The sequence below is a fragment of the Streptomyces nodosus genome (genome assembly GCF_008704995.1).
GTDB classification, from domain to species: Bacteria; Actinomycetota; Actinomycetes; order Streptomycetales; family Streptomycetaceae; genus Streptomyces; species Streptomyces nodosus.
Genome location: NZ_CP023747.1, coordinates 891,924 through 907,546, shown reverse-complemented (window position 1 = coordinate 907,546; position 15,623 = coordinate 891,924). Strand labels below are relative to the sequence as shown.

Genomic DNA, 15,623 nt, shown 5'->3' with positions numbered 1-15,623 from the left:
GTCAACCGTGGACTCACCGCGGGTGATGGTGGTGGTGCTGGCGCCGCCTCATCCCGACGGTCAGCCCCATCGCGGCCAGACCCAGCAGCGCGGTGATCGCTCCTATCACGCAGTTGTTCCAGATGGTGCCCGCGCTCGCGGTGTGGGTCACCGTGGCCACCCACGGGGAGATCAGCAGCCACAGACCGAGCGGCACGACCACCCAGGCCAGCCGGAACATGCGTCCCGGTGCCATGGTGAGCGCGAGCCCGATCAGGGCGACAGCGATTCCCACGATCAGATTGCTGGCCGTGATGTTCGGTGAACCCGTGTGGAAGTGCACGATCCAGGGCGATATCGCGGCGTAGACACCCGCCAGGAGGATCAGCCCCTCGATGAGGATCGCCGGCTTGCTGGAGGCCGTCCGTTCGAGCCGTTCCCGCATCTCCGCCAGCTCTGGATGCGTGCTCATTCCACCGGCACCGGTCATCCCGCCGGTCCCGGCCATTCCGCTGGTCCCGCTCGTCCCACTGGTCATTCCACCGGACTGCTGCGGATACGACATGGCTCTCGTCTCCCCTCTCTGGAGGTGCGTGAGGAGGTTGCTCCCAGGATATTTCCCTATGGCAGAAAATTCCCCCTTATGGGGGGTTTATTCACATGTTCAGGACATTTTGGGGTCAGGGTGTCGTGCCGGTCCGTCGCCCTTCGGGGGCTCGCCCCTCCAGATGCGTCAGGAACCAGCGGCCTGCGGCCTCAGCCACCTGCTCCAGGGCTCCGGGCTCGGGGAACAGATGGGTGGCCTCCGGTATCACACAGATCTCGTGCGGCGAAGGCAGCCGGTCGGCGGCCTCCCGGTTGAGATCCAGGACCACTTCGTCGTTGCCCCCGACGATCAGCAGGACCGGGGCCGTCACCCGCGCCAGGTCGTCGCCCGCCAGATCCGGCCGGCCACCCCGGGAGACCACCGCGTACACCTTCTCCGGATGTTCGGCCGCGGTCGCCAGTGCCGCGGCCGCCCCGGTACTGGCTCCGAACAGTCCCGTCGGCAGTCCGCTGGTGTCGGGCTCCCGCGCCAGCCAGTCCAGGGCCCCGTCCAGGCGTCTGCTCAGCAGGGGGATGTCGAAGCGGTGTTCGGCCGTGGTGGCGTCCACACGCTCCTCACGCTCGGTCAGGAGGTCCAGCAGCAAGGTTCCCAGCCCCATCTTGTGCAGTTCGGCCGCGACCGCGCGGTTGCGGACGCTGAGCCGGGAGCTGCCGCTGCCGTGTGCGAAGAGCACCACCGCCGGCACCTGTCCGGGCACCACCAGGTCACCCGTGAGCACCGCTTCCCGGGTGGGCACCATCACCAACTCGGAGATCATCTCGTTCATCTCCCCGCCGCTGTCGGATATCCGGCTTCAGCGGGTACCCACGGTGCGCCGGCCCACGCGGGCTGCCGCGCGGTAACGCTCAGGTGGAGCTTGACCCTCGTCTCACTCATGTGGCGGTCGAGACTCCTCGGAGAGCCCGCCCGGCCGAGCATCGCAGGGCCCGGGCGCGCGCACCGCTTGGGCGGGGCGTGTGTGCGGGACGCCTTCGGGTACTCGACCGCCGCCGGTGCGGGCCGTGGGGCGCCGTCGCCGCCCCGGGGCGAACGGCCGAGGAAGGCCGCGTCCGCACCCCCTGCACGCTGGGAGAGACGCCATGAAAGCAGCGGTATACGAAGGCCCCCGGAACGTCACCGTCAAGGACGTGCCGGACGCGAAGATCGAGCATCCGTGCGACATCCTGGTGAGGATCACCACCACCAATATCTGCGGCTCGGATCTTCATATGTACGAGGGCCGTACCTCGTTCCAGGCCGGGCGTACCTTCGGGCATGAGAACCTCGGGCAGGTGATCGAGGTCGGCCCCGCGGTCCGCAAGGTCCAGGTCGGCGAGTATGTGGTGCTGCCGTTCAACATCGCCTGCGGCTTCTGCAAGAACTGCGAACGGGGCCTGACGAACTACTGTCTGACCATGCAGCCCGAGCCGGACATGGCCGGTGCTGCGTTCGGATTCGCCGACATGGGCCCCTATCAGGGCGGCCAGGCCGAGTTCCTCCGGGTGCCCTACGGCGACTTCAACGCCCTGCGCCTCGGCGAGGACGGAGTCGAACGCCAGAACGACTATGTGATGCTGGCGGACATCTTTCCCACCGGCTACCACGCCACCGAGATGGCCGAGGTGAAGCCGGGGGACCAGACCGTGGTGTTCGGGGCCGGGCCCGTGGGGCTGATGGCGGCCTATTCGGCGCTCCTCAAGGGCGCCGGCCGGGTGTGGGTGGTGGACCACCAGCCGGACCGGCTGAGGGTGGCCGAGTCGATCGGGGCCCTGCCCATCAACTGCGCGGAACAGGATCCGGCCGAGGTCGTCAAGGAGGCCACCCTCGGTCTGGGCGCGGACAACGGGTGCGAGTGCGTCGGCTACCAGGCGCATGACGCCGGCGGCCACGAGGACGCCTCCCTCGCGCTCAACGGGCTGATCGACACGGTGCGGTTCACCGGCTCCATCGGGGTGGTCGGCGTGTTCATCCCCGAGGACCCGGGCGGAGCCGAGGCGCAGAACGAGATGGAGGCGCACGGCAAGGTGCCGATCGACTACGGTCTGATGTGGTTCAAGGGCCAGCGGATGGGCACCGGTCAGGCTCCGGTCAAGCGCTACAACCGCGGTCTGCGCGATCTGATCGCGGGCGGCAGGGCGGAGCCGGGCTTTGTGGTCTCCCATGAGCTGGACCTGGACCGGGCGCCGAACGCCTATGAACACTTCGACGCCCGGGACGACGGCTGGACCAAGGTCGTCCTGCACCCCGACGGCTCCCACTGAGCCCGGGCCCGGGGCCCGGCCGTCCGGACGTCGCCTGACGCGGCCCTAGGAATTCGGCCCCGTCGTCCGGGGGGCCGGCTCGCTGCCCCGGGGGCCGGCGACCTCGTCGGGGCCCAGTACCTGGTCGCCGTAGAGGTCCTGCAGCCAGTTGGTCTGGTAGATGGTGTCGAGGTAGCGCTCGCCGAGGTCCGGGGCGATGGCCACCGCCGTGATGTCACGGTCCTCGTTCCGGGCCATCCAGTCCATCGCGCCGCTGACGATGGTCCCGGTGGAACCGCCGAACAGAAAGCCGCTCCTGGCCAGACGGTGGCAGGCGCGGATGGTGTCCGCCTCCTCGACCTGCAGCACCTCGTCGACATAGGACTCGTCGAGCAGCGGCGGGCGCATGCTCATGCCCAGGCCGGGAATCATCCGCCGGCCCGGCTTGCCGCCGAAGATCACCGAGCCGACGCTGTCCACCGCGACGATCCGCACCGGGCGGTGCCACTCGCGGAAGTAGCGGGCGCAGCCCATCAGGGTGCCGGTGGTTCCCGCGCCGACGAACAGCACGTCCAGGCGCGGGAACTGACGGGCGATCTCCGGTGCCGTCCTGCGGTAGTGCGCCTGCCAGTTACCCGGGTTGGTGTACTGGCTGAGCCACACATAGCGCTGGTCGGAGGCGCACAGCCCGCGTACGTACTCGATGCGCGCCCCGAGGAAACCGCCGTTGGCGTCCAGGTCGGAGATGATGTGGACCTCGCTGCCCAGCGCCTCTATCAGCAGCCGGGTCGACAGATTGCAACGGGAGTCCGTCACACACAGGAACCGGTAGCCCTTGCTCGCGGCGATCACGCTGAGCGCCACCCCCAGGTTTCCGGAGGAGGACTCCACCATGATCGAGTCCGGCGTCAGCAGTCCGTCCCGCTCGGCGTTCTCCACCATCTCGACCGCGGCCTTCAGCTTGATCGAGCCGGCGAAGTTGAACCCCTCGCACTTCAGGTACAAGGCGCGCCCGAAGATCGACCGAAGGTCGACATAGAGCTGGCTTTCGTTGAAAGCATGAGGAGCGGAGATGACGGGCACGGTGGCCTCCTGATGCCAGGCCGGCGGACACGGCGTTCAGCCGTACCGGCGCAACTCATGGAAGAAGTCGTCGATGAGGTGGAGCTGCCCGGCCAGCGTGACCTCGTCGTAGACGTACTTGCCGACGGCGAGGTCGAGCACGCCGAGGCCGAAGGGGGAGAAGACCACCGGCCGGTCGGCCGGCGGTCTCACCTGTCCCGTCATGACGTCGTAGAGGGTGCCGTCCAGGAAATCGCGGTTTCCGGTGAGCTGTTCGGCCAGATGGGGGGAGGTGTCGGCTTTGAGGCAGTGCTCGACGTCGTCCACGAAGTTCGCCGACGCGAGCAGGATCTCGGGGGCGAGGTCGCGCAGGGACACATGCAGGACCAGCGGGTGGTGCGCGAACCAGGAGGGGTCGGTGACATGGGGCCGGCCGGCGACGGTGGCGAAGACCACCAGATCGCTGGAGCGGATCAGATCCTCGGGACGCTCGTGGACGGTGATCTCGCCGGCCCGTGCGGTGGCCGTCTGCTCCAGATGGCCACGGAACCCGGCGACGCTGTCGGCGGACACGTCGTGCACCCCGATGGCGTCGAACGTCCAGCCGGTGCCGGTCAGGAAGGCGTGGATGTACCGGGCGATCAGGCCCGTGCCGAAGAACCCGACACGGGTGGGGCGGGACCTGCCGCGGCTGAGCCAGTCGGCCGCCAGCGCCGCGGAGGCCGCGGTCCTGGTGGCGCTGATGATGGAGCTCTCCAGACAGGCGAAGGGATAGCCGGTGGCGTGGTCGTTGAGCAGCAGGACCGCGGAGGCCCGGGGGATCCCGGCCTGCACATTGCCCGGGAAGCTGGAGATCCACTTCAGGCCGTCCACCTGCATCGGACCGCCGAGGGAGGCCGGCAGCGCGATGATGCGGTCCGCGGGGCGGTCGGGGAAGCGCAGGAAGTACGACGGCGGGTTGACGGAGTCCCCGGCGCCATGGAGCCGATAGGTGGTCTCGACCAGCTCCACGATGTGCTTCTCGCGTCCCCGGAGCGTCTCCCGCACCTCGGCGCCGGAGATCACCGCGAAGCTCGGTGCCCGCAGTGGCCCGGAGCCGCCGGGCCGGGTGGCGGGGGAGGGCGTCCTGCTCATCGTCCGTCCACCTCCGGGGACGGGCATCCGTCGGCCAGTCGCCGGGGCTCGGCCATGGCGACCACCACCTGCCGCTCCCCGGTGAACGGCTCCCTGCTGTGTGCGGTGCGCACATTGTCGACCAGCATCAGATCGCCGGCCTGCCAGGGCTCACGCAGGGTGTGCTCCTCATAGGTGGCGTTGAGCGTCTCGACGATGTCCTCACCGAGGGGGCTCCCGTCCCCGAAGCGGGTGTTGAAGGGCAGCCCGTCCTCCCCGTAGACGTCCACCAGGTACTCCCGCACCTCGGGGGCCAGCGTCCACTCGTTGAGGAAGGCGATCTGGTTGAACCAGCAGCGGCGGCCCGTGAGCGGATGTCGCACCACGGCGCTGCGGCGCTGCCGGGTGCGCAGCGAACCGTCGGACTGCCACGCGAAGTCGATGGCGTGCGAGCGGCAGTAACGCTCGACGGCCACCGGGTTCCCGGTGCCGAACGACTCCTCCAGGGACGCCCCGATCTCGTCGTTGTAGCTGCGGGTGAGCAGCCAGCCCTCGCGTTCGAAACGCTCGGTCAGCGCGGCCGGCAGCGCCTCGAGCACCCGCTCGGCGTCGGCGATCCCGGTCGCCCCGCCCTCGCCGGGCGCGGTGAGACACGCGAACAGCATCAGACCGGGGACGTCCAGCGCGTAACTCAGTTCATGATGCATGCACATGGGCTGGTTGGAGGGCCATTCGGTGGACGAGTACAGCCCCGGGCCGTGGCTCTTCCGGGGAGCGAAGGCCTCACGCTCCGTCATCAGCTCACCGGCCAGCGCGGCGAGGACGGCACCGGCCTGGTCCGCCTCCCGCAGCCCCAGGCCGCGGACGAGGACCGCCCCGTGCTCGTCGACCCGGGCACGCAGCGCCTCGCGGTGCTCGGCCGCCCAGCCGCGCACGTCCCCGGGGGGCTCGACATGCACCAGGGGAGGTCTGCCCGGCTCCCGCTCCACCTGGAGAACGGGGGCCACGGATGAGGAGGACGACATCTGGTTTCCTTTCGGTTGTCGCTCGGGGGCGCGAGGGGACTCAGGAGGAGGTCAGTGGTTCGGGGGCGCCCAGGACGGCCTGTGCCGCGCCGGCCGGCCGGGTGCGCAGGAAGTAGTGGCCGCCGTCGGCGAGTTCGACCAGGTCCACCTGTTCGGCCAGCAGCTCCCAGTCGCGGAACCGGTCGCGGAAACCGGCAGTGTGGGGGTCGTCGGCGGCGACGACCACGGTGACGGGTACCGGCAGTCTCACCGCGGGCGGGTTCTCCAGCAGCTCGGCGAAGTAGCGGTGCGCGTCGGCACAGTCGTGCCGGTAGGCGGCGCCGATGTGCGCGGCATGGCGCGCATGGAGCTCACCGAGCTCGGTGTAGCCGCTGTCCGAGGTCAGCGTCGCGGCGATGCCGGCGTCGCTCAGCGCCGACAGCTCGGCGAGGGCGGCCCGTCTTTCGGCTGCGGTGCCGAGCAACTGCGCGGCCAGGAACACCCGCTTGACCTCGACCCCGCGCTCCCGCAACCGCCTGGCCGTCTCCAGGGCCGGTGCGGCGCCCGAGGAGTGGCCCCACAGCATGACCCTGTCCAGGCCGTGTTCGATGATCTCGTCGACGACCTGCCCGACCACCTGCGCCATCGGAGCGAACGCCTCGCTCCGGGCGGCCAGATCGTGACCGGGCAGATCCACGGCGTGGACCGTGGGCCCGTTGCCCGCCAGGGTGTCGGCCATCGGCCGGTAGTTGACCGCGTTGCCGCCGGCGTACGGGAAGCACACCAGCGCGCACTCCGGGGGGACGCCCGCCGTCCGGGACAGGGGCTGGAGAAGCTCGGTGCGCCGCCGGGCGGTGCCGTCGAGGAGCGCGGCCAGGTCGGCGAGCACCGGATGGCGGGTGATGTCCTTGAGGGACACCGCGCGGTCCAGCACGATGCTGAGTCTCACCGCCGAGAGCGAGGTGCCGCCGGAGCCGAAGAAATGATCCCGCCGGCCGATGTGGTGCTCGGGGACGCCCAGGATCTCGGCCCAGGCTGCCGCCAGTCTCCGCTCGCCCGGGGTGCGCGGGACGCGGTCGTGCCGCCCGGGGGCGTCGCCCTCCTGGACCGAGGTGTTCCGTTCGGCGAGCGCGGTCAGGGCCTTTCGGTCGATCTTGCCGTTGCCGGTCAGCGGCAGGGACTCCTGCCAGTGGAAGGCGGAGGGGACCATGTACGCGGGCAGCGCGGCGCCCAGCGCCTGCTGCAACACCTCCACCTGCTGCTGCCGGCCGGTGTAGAAGGCGATCAGATGCTTGCTCCGGCCGGCCCGCTCGGCGACGACCACCGCACCGTCGCGCACCCCGGGAACCCGCATCAGGGTGTTCTCGATCTCACCCGTCTCGATTCGGAAACCACGGATCTTGACCTGGTTGTCCCGGCGCCCGAGGAACTCCAGCTTGCCGCCGGGATGCCAGCGCCCCCAGTCGCCCCCGAGATAGAGGCGCTCGCCCGGCCGGAACGGATCCTCCCGGTAGGCGGCGCGGGTCCGCTCGGGATCGTTGACATACCCCCGCCCGACGCAGACCCCGCCGAACGCGATCACTCCTGGGGCACCCAGCGGCACCAGCGACAGATGCTCGTCGACGACATGGACGCGCACATTGCTGACGGCCCGCCCCAGCAGCACCCGGCCGTCCTCCGGCGGCCCGTCCATGACCTCGTGGTTGGTGTCGTCGGACGTCTCGGTCAGCCCATAGGCGTTGACCAGGGTGATCCCCGGCCGGATCGCGAACCAGCGCTGTACCAGCTCCGGCTTCAGGGCCTCGCCGGTCACCGACACACACCTCAGGTCGGGCAGCGCACGGGGATGCTGTTCCAGGTACGCCATCACGACCTCCAGATAGGAGGGCACGACCTGCACCACCCCGACCCGGCCACGGACGAGCGTGTCGACGAACCGCTCCACGTCCAGGATCACCTCCTGCTCGACGAGCAGGGTGCGTCCGCCGACCAGCAGCGCGGACAGCAACTGCCACAGCGAGATGTCGAAGCACTGCGGGGCCGTCTGCGCGACCACCACGCCCTCGTCGATCCCCAAGTCGTCGATCTTGGCGTAGAGATGGTTGAGCATCCCCGCGTGCTCGCACATCGCCCCCTTCGGCTCGCCGGTGGAACCGGAGGTGAAGTAGATGTAGGCGAGCCGGCCGGCGTCGACCTCCGTCCCGATGTCGTCGCCGGGGTGGTCCTCCGCGTAGGCCTCCTCGATCAGCAGCCGTTCGGCTTCCGGGAGGGTGGCCAGGGCCTGGTCGAGGGTGTGCGTGCTGTCCCGCTCGGTCAGCACCAGCCGGCACCCGGCACGGGACAAGGTCGCCGCGATACGGGCGGGGGGAAAGTGCGGCTCGACCGGTAGATAGACGCCCCCGGCCTTGAACACCGCCAACACCGCGGCCGGCCAGTCGAGCGTGCGATCGGTGACGACGGCCACCACGTCCTCCGGACCGAGCCCCCGCGCCAGCAGCGCCCGTGCCAACCGGTTCGCGCGTGCGTCGAGTTCCCCGTAGGTCCAGGTGCGATCGCCCCGCACCACCGCCACGGCCTCCGGATGCGCCCGCACCCGCTGCTCGAACAGCTCGTGCGCCCGCCCTTCCGGCAGCCTCCGGCGCGGCCCGGCGAGTCCTTCGAGCTGATAGCGCACCTCCTCGGCCGAGAGCAGACTCTGCCGTGCGTGTTCGGCGTCCGCGTCGGCGGCCATCAAGGCCAGCGCGGCCATGTGATAGCCGCCGACCCGGGCCGCGGCCTCGGCGTCCAGCACCTGTGTGCGATAGCGCAGCCGCACGGTCGGCCTTCCGTCCCGGTCGGACCAGCTCACGCCCAGCGCGATGCCGTCGGCCAGCCCGCTCTCCGTTCCGGTGGGGTCGAACACGACCTCGTACGAAGGGCCGGCCACCCCCAACTCCCGCCGCAGCTCGTCCACCGCGAAGTCCCGGTGTGCCAGCATCTCCTCCTCGACGCGCTGCGCCTCGGACACCAGCGCGCGCCATGACCCGGGCGCGACGCTCAGCCGGCACGGCAGCGCCTCGCTGCCCGCCCCGGCGACATAACCGGTCACCACGTCCCGCTCACCCGAGAGCACGGCCAGCACCTTGGCGTGTGCGGCCAGGAGCACGGCGCTCTCCGGCACCCCGAGCTCCGCGGCCAGCCCACGGATCTTCTCGGCCACGTCTTCCGGCACCGGCGCGGCGTACTCGAACACGCCCGCCGTCGGCATCCGCGCCCACCGTGGAACGGCGGTGAAACCGCCGGAGGTCAGCACATCGCTCCAGAATTCCCGGTCAGCCTGCACATTCGCTCCCATCGAATGGCCTTCCTCAACTCACGTTCGCCGAGGACGTCTCTGCCGCCCTTGCCGAGCCGACGGAGGGGGACTCCTCGGGCATGTCCGGCAGTTCCGCGGCCGGGTTCCCTCCCCACCGCGCGCTCGGGGGGACTTCCTCGCCCTTCATGAGGAAGGAGTCGGGGGCCAGTACGGCGCCGTCGCCCAGCGTCACGCCGTAGTGCACATGAGCGGCCACCCCGAGGGTGCAGCCGGCGCCGAGCGTGCTGTGGTCGGACTTGAAGGTGCCGTCCTCCTGCGAGTGGCACTGGATCTTGCTCCCCGCGTTGAGCGTGGAGTCGTCGCCGATGGCGGTGAGTGTGCGTTCGGTCAGATAGCAGCCGTCGTCGAAGACCCTGCTGCCGATGCGGACGCCCAGCAGTCGCCAGATCACGTTCTTGAAGGGCGTGCCGTTGAAAACGTTGAGGTAGTGGTCCGGCACCTTCCACAGCCGCTCGTGCCACCAGAAGTACGGGTCGTAGATGGAGCACAACTGGGGGCGCAGCCGGCGGAACGACCCGATGCAGCGCTCCACGAGGACGTAGTACAGGGCGGTGAACCCGACCGTGATCACCAGATAGGCGGCGATCACCAGATGCCCGACCGCGCCGTACAGATGGACGGAGACGAGGCCGAACGCCGTGAGGGCGAAGGCGTGCAGCCACCGCACCAGCAGGAACAAGGTGATCGAGCGGAGGTTGAAGCGGTTCTTCGCGGCGAGGTGGCGGCGCAGTTCCTGCCCGGTCCGCAGATGGTCGAACCGTGAGTCGCGCTCCACCGAACGGGGGATCTCGAAGCTCGGTGAGCCGAGCAGCCCGACGCCCTCGCGGATCTCACCGTCGAGGGGAATCATCACCTTCGTGGCCAGCAGGCAGTTCTCCCCCGTCCTGCCGCCCGAGGGATAGGCGATGTTGTTGCCGAGGAAGCTCCGCGCTCCGATCGTGGCCCGGGACACCCGGAAGGACGTGCTGGAGTAGTCCGCGTTGATGATGGAGAGCCCGTCGGCCACCATCGTCCCGCGGCCGACCGTGGCGAGAAACGGTGAATCGTGCTGGACCTCCGTGCCGAAGTTCGATCCGGTCTGCTCGACGTGGGACAGGTCGTATCCGAGGCCGCGCAGGTAGGGGACGATGTAGGAGCTGTCGCCGAAGAGCCAGGTGAAGAACTTGATGTTCGTCAGTCGGGCGATCGTCTGGTGCGCCGCGTAGTGGAAGCCGTAGAGCGGATAGACCGTGTCGGGCTTGACGGCCAGCCGGAGCAGGCGCGGAAGGCCGAACAGCACGGCGATCCCCACGACGACGAAGCCGAAGAACAGCACGAGTGACAGCGCCAGCGTGTCGGTCAGGAGGTGGATGGGGGAGAGATCGGTGTTCTCCGGGTCCAGCCGGTCGCCGAGCGCGGGAACCTCGGTGAACAGCATGTACACCCCGCCCACGGTCAGCGGGAGATACAGGGCGAACAGCTGAAGCAGGCTGAGCAACGCGAAGCTTGCCCGCCGTGAGGTGTCGCACCGGGCCGGTCCGATCCTCAGATAGTCGATCTCGGTGGGCTGTGCGGGTGACCCGTGGTGGTGCTCTCCCTCCGGGACCGACTGGCCGTGGTACAGGGCGGAGGCGTGACCGAGCTGGGCCCCGTCACCCATCGATGTGCCGATGTCGAGCACGGTCTTCTCGCCCACGAGCACCTTGCTGCCCAGGGTGACCCGGCCGGTCTGGATGCGTCCCGCGTATGCCCGGTAGCAGAGGAAGAACGAATCCTTGCGGATGACCGTACCGGAGCCGATCGTCAATAGATCCGTGCACACCGGAACATTGCGGGAAAGGATGGTCACTCCCTTTCCGATGCGCGCGCCCAGCGCTCGCAGATACATCACATACAGCGGATTGCCGATGAAGAGGATCATCGGATTGGCGTGCAGCAGGACCTTGACGACCCAGAAGCGCAGATACGTCAGACTCCAGACCGGGAACTCGCGGGGCTTCCAGCGGCCGACGAGGATCCATTTGGCCGCGATGGGGAAGGTGCACACCGCGAGGAATCCGAGGCCGCCGAATGCGACCGACCGCAGATATATGTCGACGAGGCCGGTTCCGTCGGAGACCCACTCGTATCCCCGGGTGGTGGCGATCCCGGTGACGAAGGAATACCCCAGGAAAATCAGCAGCTGGAGAGTTCCGCACAGGATGTACCTCGGCGTGCTCGGCCGCGTCGCGGGGGCCTCCGGCGCCACCGGCGCGGGGGTGGGGGAAGGGGCGGGCGCGCCGGCGGGAGGAGCGGGCATGGTGTGCAGGAGGGCCGCCGTCAGACTGCGGATCGTGGGATGCCGGTAGATGTCCTTCATGGAGGCGGACGGCAGGTCCGGCCGCTTCCTGATCCGCGCGCAGAACTGGGCCATGACCATGGAATTGGCGCCGAGGTCGCTGAAGAAATGGCTGTCGGGGGAAACCTGGTCGACGCTCACGATTTCGGCCAGCACCTCGGCGAGTTTCCGCTCCGCGGTCTGCCGGTCTTTCGTCGTCGGATCGGCCCTGCCGGGTCCGGCGGCCACGGGGCCGTCGGGCTCGGATTCCAAGAACTCGGCAGACTTTTCCACTATTCGAGCTCCTCGAGATGTTTCGACAACCATCGGCCGGTCTCCGGTCCGATGTCCTCGTGCCCGGAAAGGGCCGGACCGAGAAATCCGGAAGGCATGAGGTCCCGCGTCCCTACGTGATCACGAAACCACGCGATTCAGTGTCAGCCACCCGGCGTCACGGTGCCAGTCGGATCGGATCGCCGGAACAGACCGGCAGCGGAATCCCATGGTGGCATTTCTCGCCCTCCGCACCGCTGGAAGGAGTAACCCGTCACCCGTTCGGCGGAGCTGTGGTCCGGCACCGAGGAGCGCCGTCAGGGGCGGGCCGAGGCCGTCACGGTGTGGGTTGCGGCCCCCGCCGTACGGGCGTTACCTGGAGGTAGTCGGCGGTGAAGCGGGCGTGTCCCGGGGCCATGGTGCAGCAGGCCGGGCCCATGTCGCCGCGTGAGTTCACTGTGGCCGCCCGTCCGTCGCCGCCGTCGTCCGGCGCTCGACGCGGAGGTGACCCAGGTGAAAGCAGTCGTCTATGAGAAGCCCTTCAGCGTGACGGTGAGGGACGTCGACGATCCGCAGATCCAGCATCCCAACGATGTGCTGGTACGGGTCACCTCCACCGCGATCTGCGGATCGGATCTCCATATGTACGAGGGCCGTACCGCGGCCGAACCGGGCATCGTCTTCGGACACGAGAACCTCGGCGTCGTCGAGGAGACCGGCTCCGGAGTGACCTCCCTCGCCCAGGGGGACCGTGTGGTGATGCCCTTCAATGTCGCCTGCGGATTCTGCAAGAACTGTCTCGCCGGGGAGACGGGCTTCTGCCTGACCGTCAATCCCGGGTTCGCCGGCGGGGCCTACGGCTATGTGGCGATGGGGCCGTACAAGGGCGGCCAGGCGGAGCGGCTGCGGGTTCCGTACGCCGATTTCAACTGTCTGAAGCTGCCGCCGGGAAACGAGTTCGAGACCGACTTCGTGCTGCTCGCCGACATCTTCCCGACGGGCTACCACGGATGCGAACTCGCCGAGGTGTCCCCGGGCGAGAGCGTGGCCGTCTACGGGGCCGGCCCGGTGGGACTGATGTCCGCCTACTCGGCACTGCTGCGCGGCGCGTCCAAGGTGTTCTGCGTCGACCGGGTGGCGGAGCGGCTCGCCAAGGCGGAGGAGATCGGGGCCATCCCCATCGACTTCACCAAGGGCGACCCGGCCGAGCAGATCAAGGAGCACACCGGGGGACAGGGCACCGACAAGGGCGTGGACGCCGTCGGCTACCAGGCCCAGGCGCACGACGCCAGCCACGAGGAACCGGCCGTCGTCCTCAACGCCCTGGTCGAGACCGTGCGGCCGACCGGCAGGCTCGGTGTGCCGGGCCTCTATGTGCCCTCCGATCCGGGCGCATCCGATGAACACGCCCGGCACGGCCAACTTCTGGTCTCCATCGGCAAGATGTTCGAAAAGGGTCAGAAGATGGGCACCGGTCAGTGCAACGTCAAGCGCTACAACCGCCAGCTGCGCGATCTGATCATCGCGGGCCGTGCCCGGCCCGGCTTCGTGGTGTCCCATGAACTCCCGCTGGAACAGGCACCGCAGGCCTATCAGAAGTTCGACAAGAGGGTCGAGGGCTACACCAAGGTGGTGCTGCACCCGGGCCACGCGCTCGCGGCGTAGTCCGGCGCCTCACGGCCATGTGTGCCGCACACCCGGGGTCCCGTCCGGCCCGGGACCCCGGGTGTGCGCCGGGTCACGGCTCGCGGTGCCGGCGGCGGCGACGCAGCAGTCGGCGGGCGATCAGCGCGGCGACCAGCACCCCCAGGGCGATCAGCGCATACAGCTGGTAGCGGGAGATCACCCCGTACAGAGCGGTGACATGGGTACCCGCCAGATAGGCGAGGGTCACCCAGAACGCCACCCACAGCGCCGCACCGAGCGCGTTGAAGGCGAGGAAACGGGGCCAGGGCATGCCGCTGGTGCCCGCGATGAGGCCGTTGACCTGGCGGAGCCCCTCGACGAAACGGGCGACGGTGACGACCTTGCCGCCGTGCCGGGTGAAGAACTCCTCGGCCGTGCGGAAGCGTTCGGGGGTCAGAAACACATAGCGGCCCCAGCGATGGACGAAGGGGCGTCCTCCGGAGCGGCCGATGAGATAGCCGATGTTGTCCCCGACGGCCGCCGCGACGAACGCGAGCACCGCGACCGTGACGATGTCCAGCCGTCCCGCCCCGGCGTAGATCCCGGCCGCGATCAGGATGGTCTCTCCGGGCGCGGGGACCCCGAAGTCCTCGACGAGGATCACGACGCCGACGGCCCAGTAGCCGTAGTGGCCGAGCAGCGGGGCCAGATGAGCCAGCGGGCCCGGAAGCGGCGGCTCCATGGGTCCACCGTACGTCGCCGCGCGGCCCGTCGGCTTCTGCTCCCCGCTCCGGCGCGGCCGACCCGGCGGGAACCGCCCGCCTTGCGACGGGTGCCGCGGCGCAGGAGGCTGCTTGACGGGGGAGGCGACCCGGAGGGAGCTGCGATGACCCAGCATCCGCCCACGGCACCCGTCGACCGCCCGGTGGTCGGCTCCTATCCGACCTATGAGCGCGCCCAGCGCGCGGTCGACTTCCTCTCGGACAACAGGTTCCCGGTGGAACGCACCGCGATCATCGGCTCGGACCTGCGGATGGTGGAGACGGTGCTGGGCCGCCTCACCCGAGGCCGGGCCGCCCTGGCCGGCGCGGGCTCCGGAGCCTGGTTCGGGCTGCTCATCGGCCTGCTGCTGTCGCTGTTCGCCGCGGGCCACCATCATGTGATCGTGCTGATGCTCAGCGGACTGTTCTACGGCGCGATCTTCGGCGCCCTCTTCGGTTTCACCGGCCACGCCCTCACCGGGGGCCGGCACGACTTCGCCTCCCGCAACCAGATCGTCGCCGCCCGCTACGACGTGGTCGCGGAGGCCGATGTGGCGGAGGAAGCGAGGAACATGCTCATCAAGCTGGGCTGGCGCGAAGGCTGACGGGACGCGGGCTCCCGCTCCACCGAGGGTCCGTACAGCCGACCGGGAGAACGGGAAGCGGTCCGTGGCCGCCGTCGGAGGACCTGACGGCGGCCACGGACCCGCGGGGCCCGGGTCGCGCAGCGTGCCGGGCCCCGCTCACCTCTTCTCGGTGGGTGGCGCGAGCGGCCCGCGGTGCCTCAGGACGGCGTAGCCGATGCCGACGCCCATCGCCACCGGCCACTCCAGGGCGCCGAGCACGGCCAGCGCGCCGAGGCCGGCGTACAGCGGCAGACCGCCCTTGGCGGGCAGCAGACGACGAGCGGTGTTCATCGGCAGCGACGCGACCTCGACCACCAGGTCCGCCGCCTGGGCCAACGGCGGGACGGCGATGGTGATCGTACGGTGGCCTGTCGCGGGGGAGTCCTTCTTCGGCGTCGTCGCGGTCGATGTCTTCGCCACTGGGGCCTTCGCGGCCGGGGCCTTCGGGGCCCTTGTGGTGGGCGCCTTCGTGGTGGGCGCCTTGGTGGTCGGCCCGGAGCGGGGCCGCTGCGTCGCCTTCACCTTGGGGGCGGAGCGTGAGGTCTTCGTGCTCCGCGTGGCCGGGCGTTGTTGAGCGGTCTTCGGCGTGCTCACGGTTCACATCCGTTCATGGGTCCGGGACTTCACCCCCCAACCAGCGACCCACCGGGTGACGTCCGCCTCGTCGCGAACGCCGCCTGCCGGGCCACTGGGCCCAAGCTA

13 protein-coding genes are annotated in these 15,623 nt (G+C 69.6%); 4 read left to right on the top strand and 9 right to left on the bottom strand.

Annotated features, from left to right (window positions below):
* Positions 1-13 precede the first annotated feature (13 nt).
* Both CP978_RS04045 and CP978_RS04040 read right to left on the bottom strand, forming a co-directional pair.
* On the bottom strand, positions 14-451 hold the full coding sequence (locus CP978_RS04045; RefSeq protein ID WP_227745311.1) for an SPW repeat protein: 438 nt from the start codon (positions 449-451) through the stop codon (positions 14-16).
* Between the two features lie 208 nt (positions 452-659).
* On the bottom strand, positions 660-1,343 hold the full coding sequence (locus CP978_RS04040) for a dienelactone hydrolase family protein (RefSeq protein ID WP_052454520.1): 684 nt from the start codon (positions 1,341-1,343) through the stop codon (positions 660-662).
* Between the two features lie 322 nt (positions 1,344-1,665).
* Here CP978_RS04040 and CP978_RS04035 point away from each other — a divergent pair, with 322 nt between their 5' ends.
* Positions 1,666-2,826, top strand: a complete 1,161-nt coding sequence (locus CP978_RS04035) for a glutathione-independent formaldehyde dehydrogenase (RefSeq protein WP_043437566.1) — start codon at positions 1,666-1,668, stop codon at positions 2,824-2,826.
* Between the two features lie 45 nt (positions 2,827-2,871).
* Here CP978_RS04035 and sbnA read toward each other — a convergent pair whose 3' ends face one another.
* Genes sbnA through CP978_RS04010 form a run of 5 tightly spaced genes read right to left on the bottom strand, consistent with a single transcriptional unit; the run spans position 2,872 to position 11,932 of the window.
* Positions 2,872-3,888: a 2,3-diaminopropionate biosynthesis protein SbnA gene (gene sbnA / locus CP978_RS04030; protein ID WP_043437565.1), complete on the bottom strand. Its 1,017-nt coding sequence runs from the start codon at positions 3,886-3,888 to the stop codon at positions 2,872-2,874.
* Positions 3,889-3,924: 36 nt separating this feature from the next.
* The gene (sbnB, locus tag CP978_RS04025; protein ID WP_043437562.1) at positions 3,925-5,001 is read right to left on the bottom strand and encodes a 2,3-diaminopropionate biosynthesis protein SbnB; all 1,077 of its coding nucleotides are present in this window, start codon (positions 4,999-5,001) and stop codon (positions 3,925-3,927) included.
* On the bottom strand, positions 4,998-6,005 hold the full coding sequence (locus tag CP978_RS04020; protein ID WP_043437557.1) for a TauD/TfdA family dioxygenase: 1,008 nt from the start codon (positions 6,003-6,005) through the stop codon (positions 4,998-5,000). The genes sbnB and CP978_RS04020 overlap by 4 nt, the downstream gene beginning before the upstream one ends.
* Positions 6,006-6,045: 40 nt before the next feature.
* Positions 6,046-9,318, bottom strand: coding sequence for a non-ribosomal peptide synthetase (locus CP978_RS04015; RefSeq protein WP_043437554.1), 3,273 nt, complete (start codon positions 9,316-9,318; stop codon positions 6,046-6,048).
* Between the two features lie 13 nt (positions 9,319-9,331).
* Entirely contained in the window at positions 9,332-11,932 is a 2,601-nt protein-coding gene (locus CP978_RS04010; RefSeq protein WP_227745608.1) for a Pls/PosA family non-ribosomal peptide synthetase, read from the bottom strand.
* A 489-nt stretch (positions 11,933-12,421) separates the two neighbouring features.
* On the opposite strand from CP978_RS04010, the gene CP978_RS04005 reads away from it, so the two are divergent.
* Positions 12,422-13,573: a glutathione-independent formaldehyde dehydrogenase gene (locus tag CP978_RS04005; RefSeq protein WP_043448103.1), complete on the top strand. Its 1,152-nt coding sequence runs from the start codon at positions 12,422-12,424 to the stop codon at positions 13,571-13,573.
* A 73-nt stretch (positions 13,574-13,646) separates the two neighbouring features.
* On the opposite strand, the gene CP978_RS04000 is transcribed toward CP978_RS04005, so the two are convergent.
* Entirely contained in the window at positions 13,647-14,276 is a 630-nt protein-coding gene (locus CP978_RS04000; RefSeq protein WP_043437552.1) for a DedA family protein, read from the bottom strand.
* Positions 14,277-14,420: 144 nt separating this feature from the next.
* Here CP978_RS04000 and CP978_RS03995 point away from each other — a divergent pair, with 144 nt between their 5' ends.
* Positions 14,421-14,900 (top strand): general stress protein, encoded by a 480-nt coding sequence (locus CP978_RS03995; protein WP_043437550.1) that lies wholly within the window; start codon positions 14,421-14,423, stop codon positions 14,898-14,900.
* Between the two features lie 138 nt (positions 14,901-15,038).
* Here the strand turns inward: CP978_RS03995 and CP978_RS35510 are convergent, their stop codons facing one another.
* Complete coding sequence (locus tag CP978_RS35510; RefSeq protein ID WP_174498606.1) at positions 15,039-15,212, bottom strand: hypothetical protein; 174 nt, start codon at positions 15,210-15,212, stop codon at positions 15,039-15,041.
* Between CP978_RS35510 and CP978_RS35505 the strand changes: the two genes are divergently transcribed.
* Positions 15,205-15,495 carry a hypothetical protein gene (locus CP978_RS35505; protein ID WP_052454007.1) on the top strand — a complete coding sequence of 97 codons (291 nt, stop codon included), beginning with the start codon at positions 15,205-15,207 and terminating at the stop codon, positions 15,493-15,495. The two genes, CP978_RS35510 and CP978_RS35505, sit on opposite strands and share 8 nt — an antisense overlap.
* The last annotated feature ends 128 nt before the right edge of the window (positions 15,496-15,623 follow it).

Coding starts and splice junctions, on each gene's coding strand:
- sbnB (WP_043437562.1), bottom strand. CDS start 5,001: ATGAGCAGGACGCCCTCCCCCGCCACCCGGCCCGGCGGCTCCGGGCCA.
- CP978_RS04040 (WP_052454520.1), bottom strand. CDS start 1,343: ATGATCTCCGAGTTGGTGATGGTGCCCACCCGGGAAGCGGTGCTCACG.
- CP978_RS04035 (WP_043437566.1), top strand. CDS start 1,666: ATGAAAGCAGCGGTATACGAAGGCCCCCGGAACGTCACCGTCAAGGAC.
- CP978_RS04000 (WP_043437552.1), bottom strand. CDS start 14,276: ATGGAGCCGCCGCTTCCGGGCCCGCTGGCTCATCTGGCCCCGCTGCTC.
- CP978_RS04045 (WP_227745311.1), bottom strand. CDS start 451: ATGAGCACGCATCCAGAGCTGGCGGAGATGCGGGAACGGCTCGAACGG.
- CP978_RS03995 (WP_043437550.1), top strand. CDS start 14,421: ATGACCCAGCATCCGCCCACGGCACCCGTCGACCGCCCGGTGGTCGGC.
- CP978_RS04015 (WP_043437554.1), bottom strand. CDS start 9,318: ATGGGAGCGAATGTGCAGGCTGACCGGGAATTCTGGAGCGATGTGCTG.
- CP978_RS35510 (WP_174498606.1), bottom strand. CDS start 15,212: ATGAACACCGCTCGTCGTCTGCTGCCCGCCAAGGGCGGTCTGCCGCTG.
- CP978_RS04020 (WP_043437557.1), bottom strand. CDS start 6,005: ATGTCGTCCTCCTCATCCGTGGCCCCCGTTCTCCAGGTGGAGCGGGAG.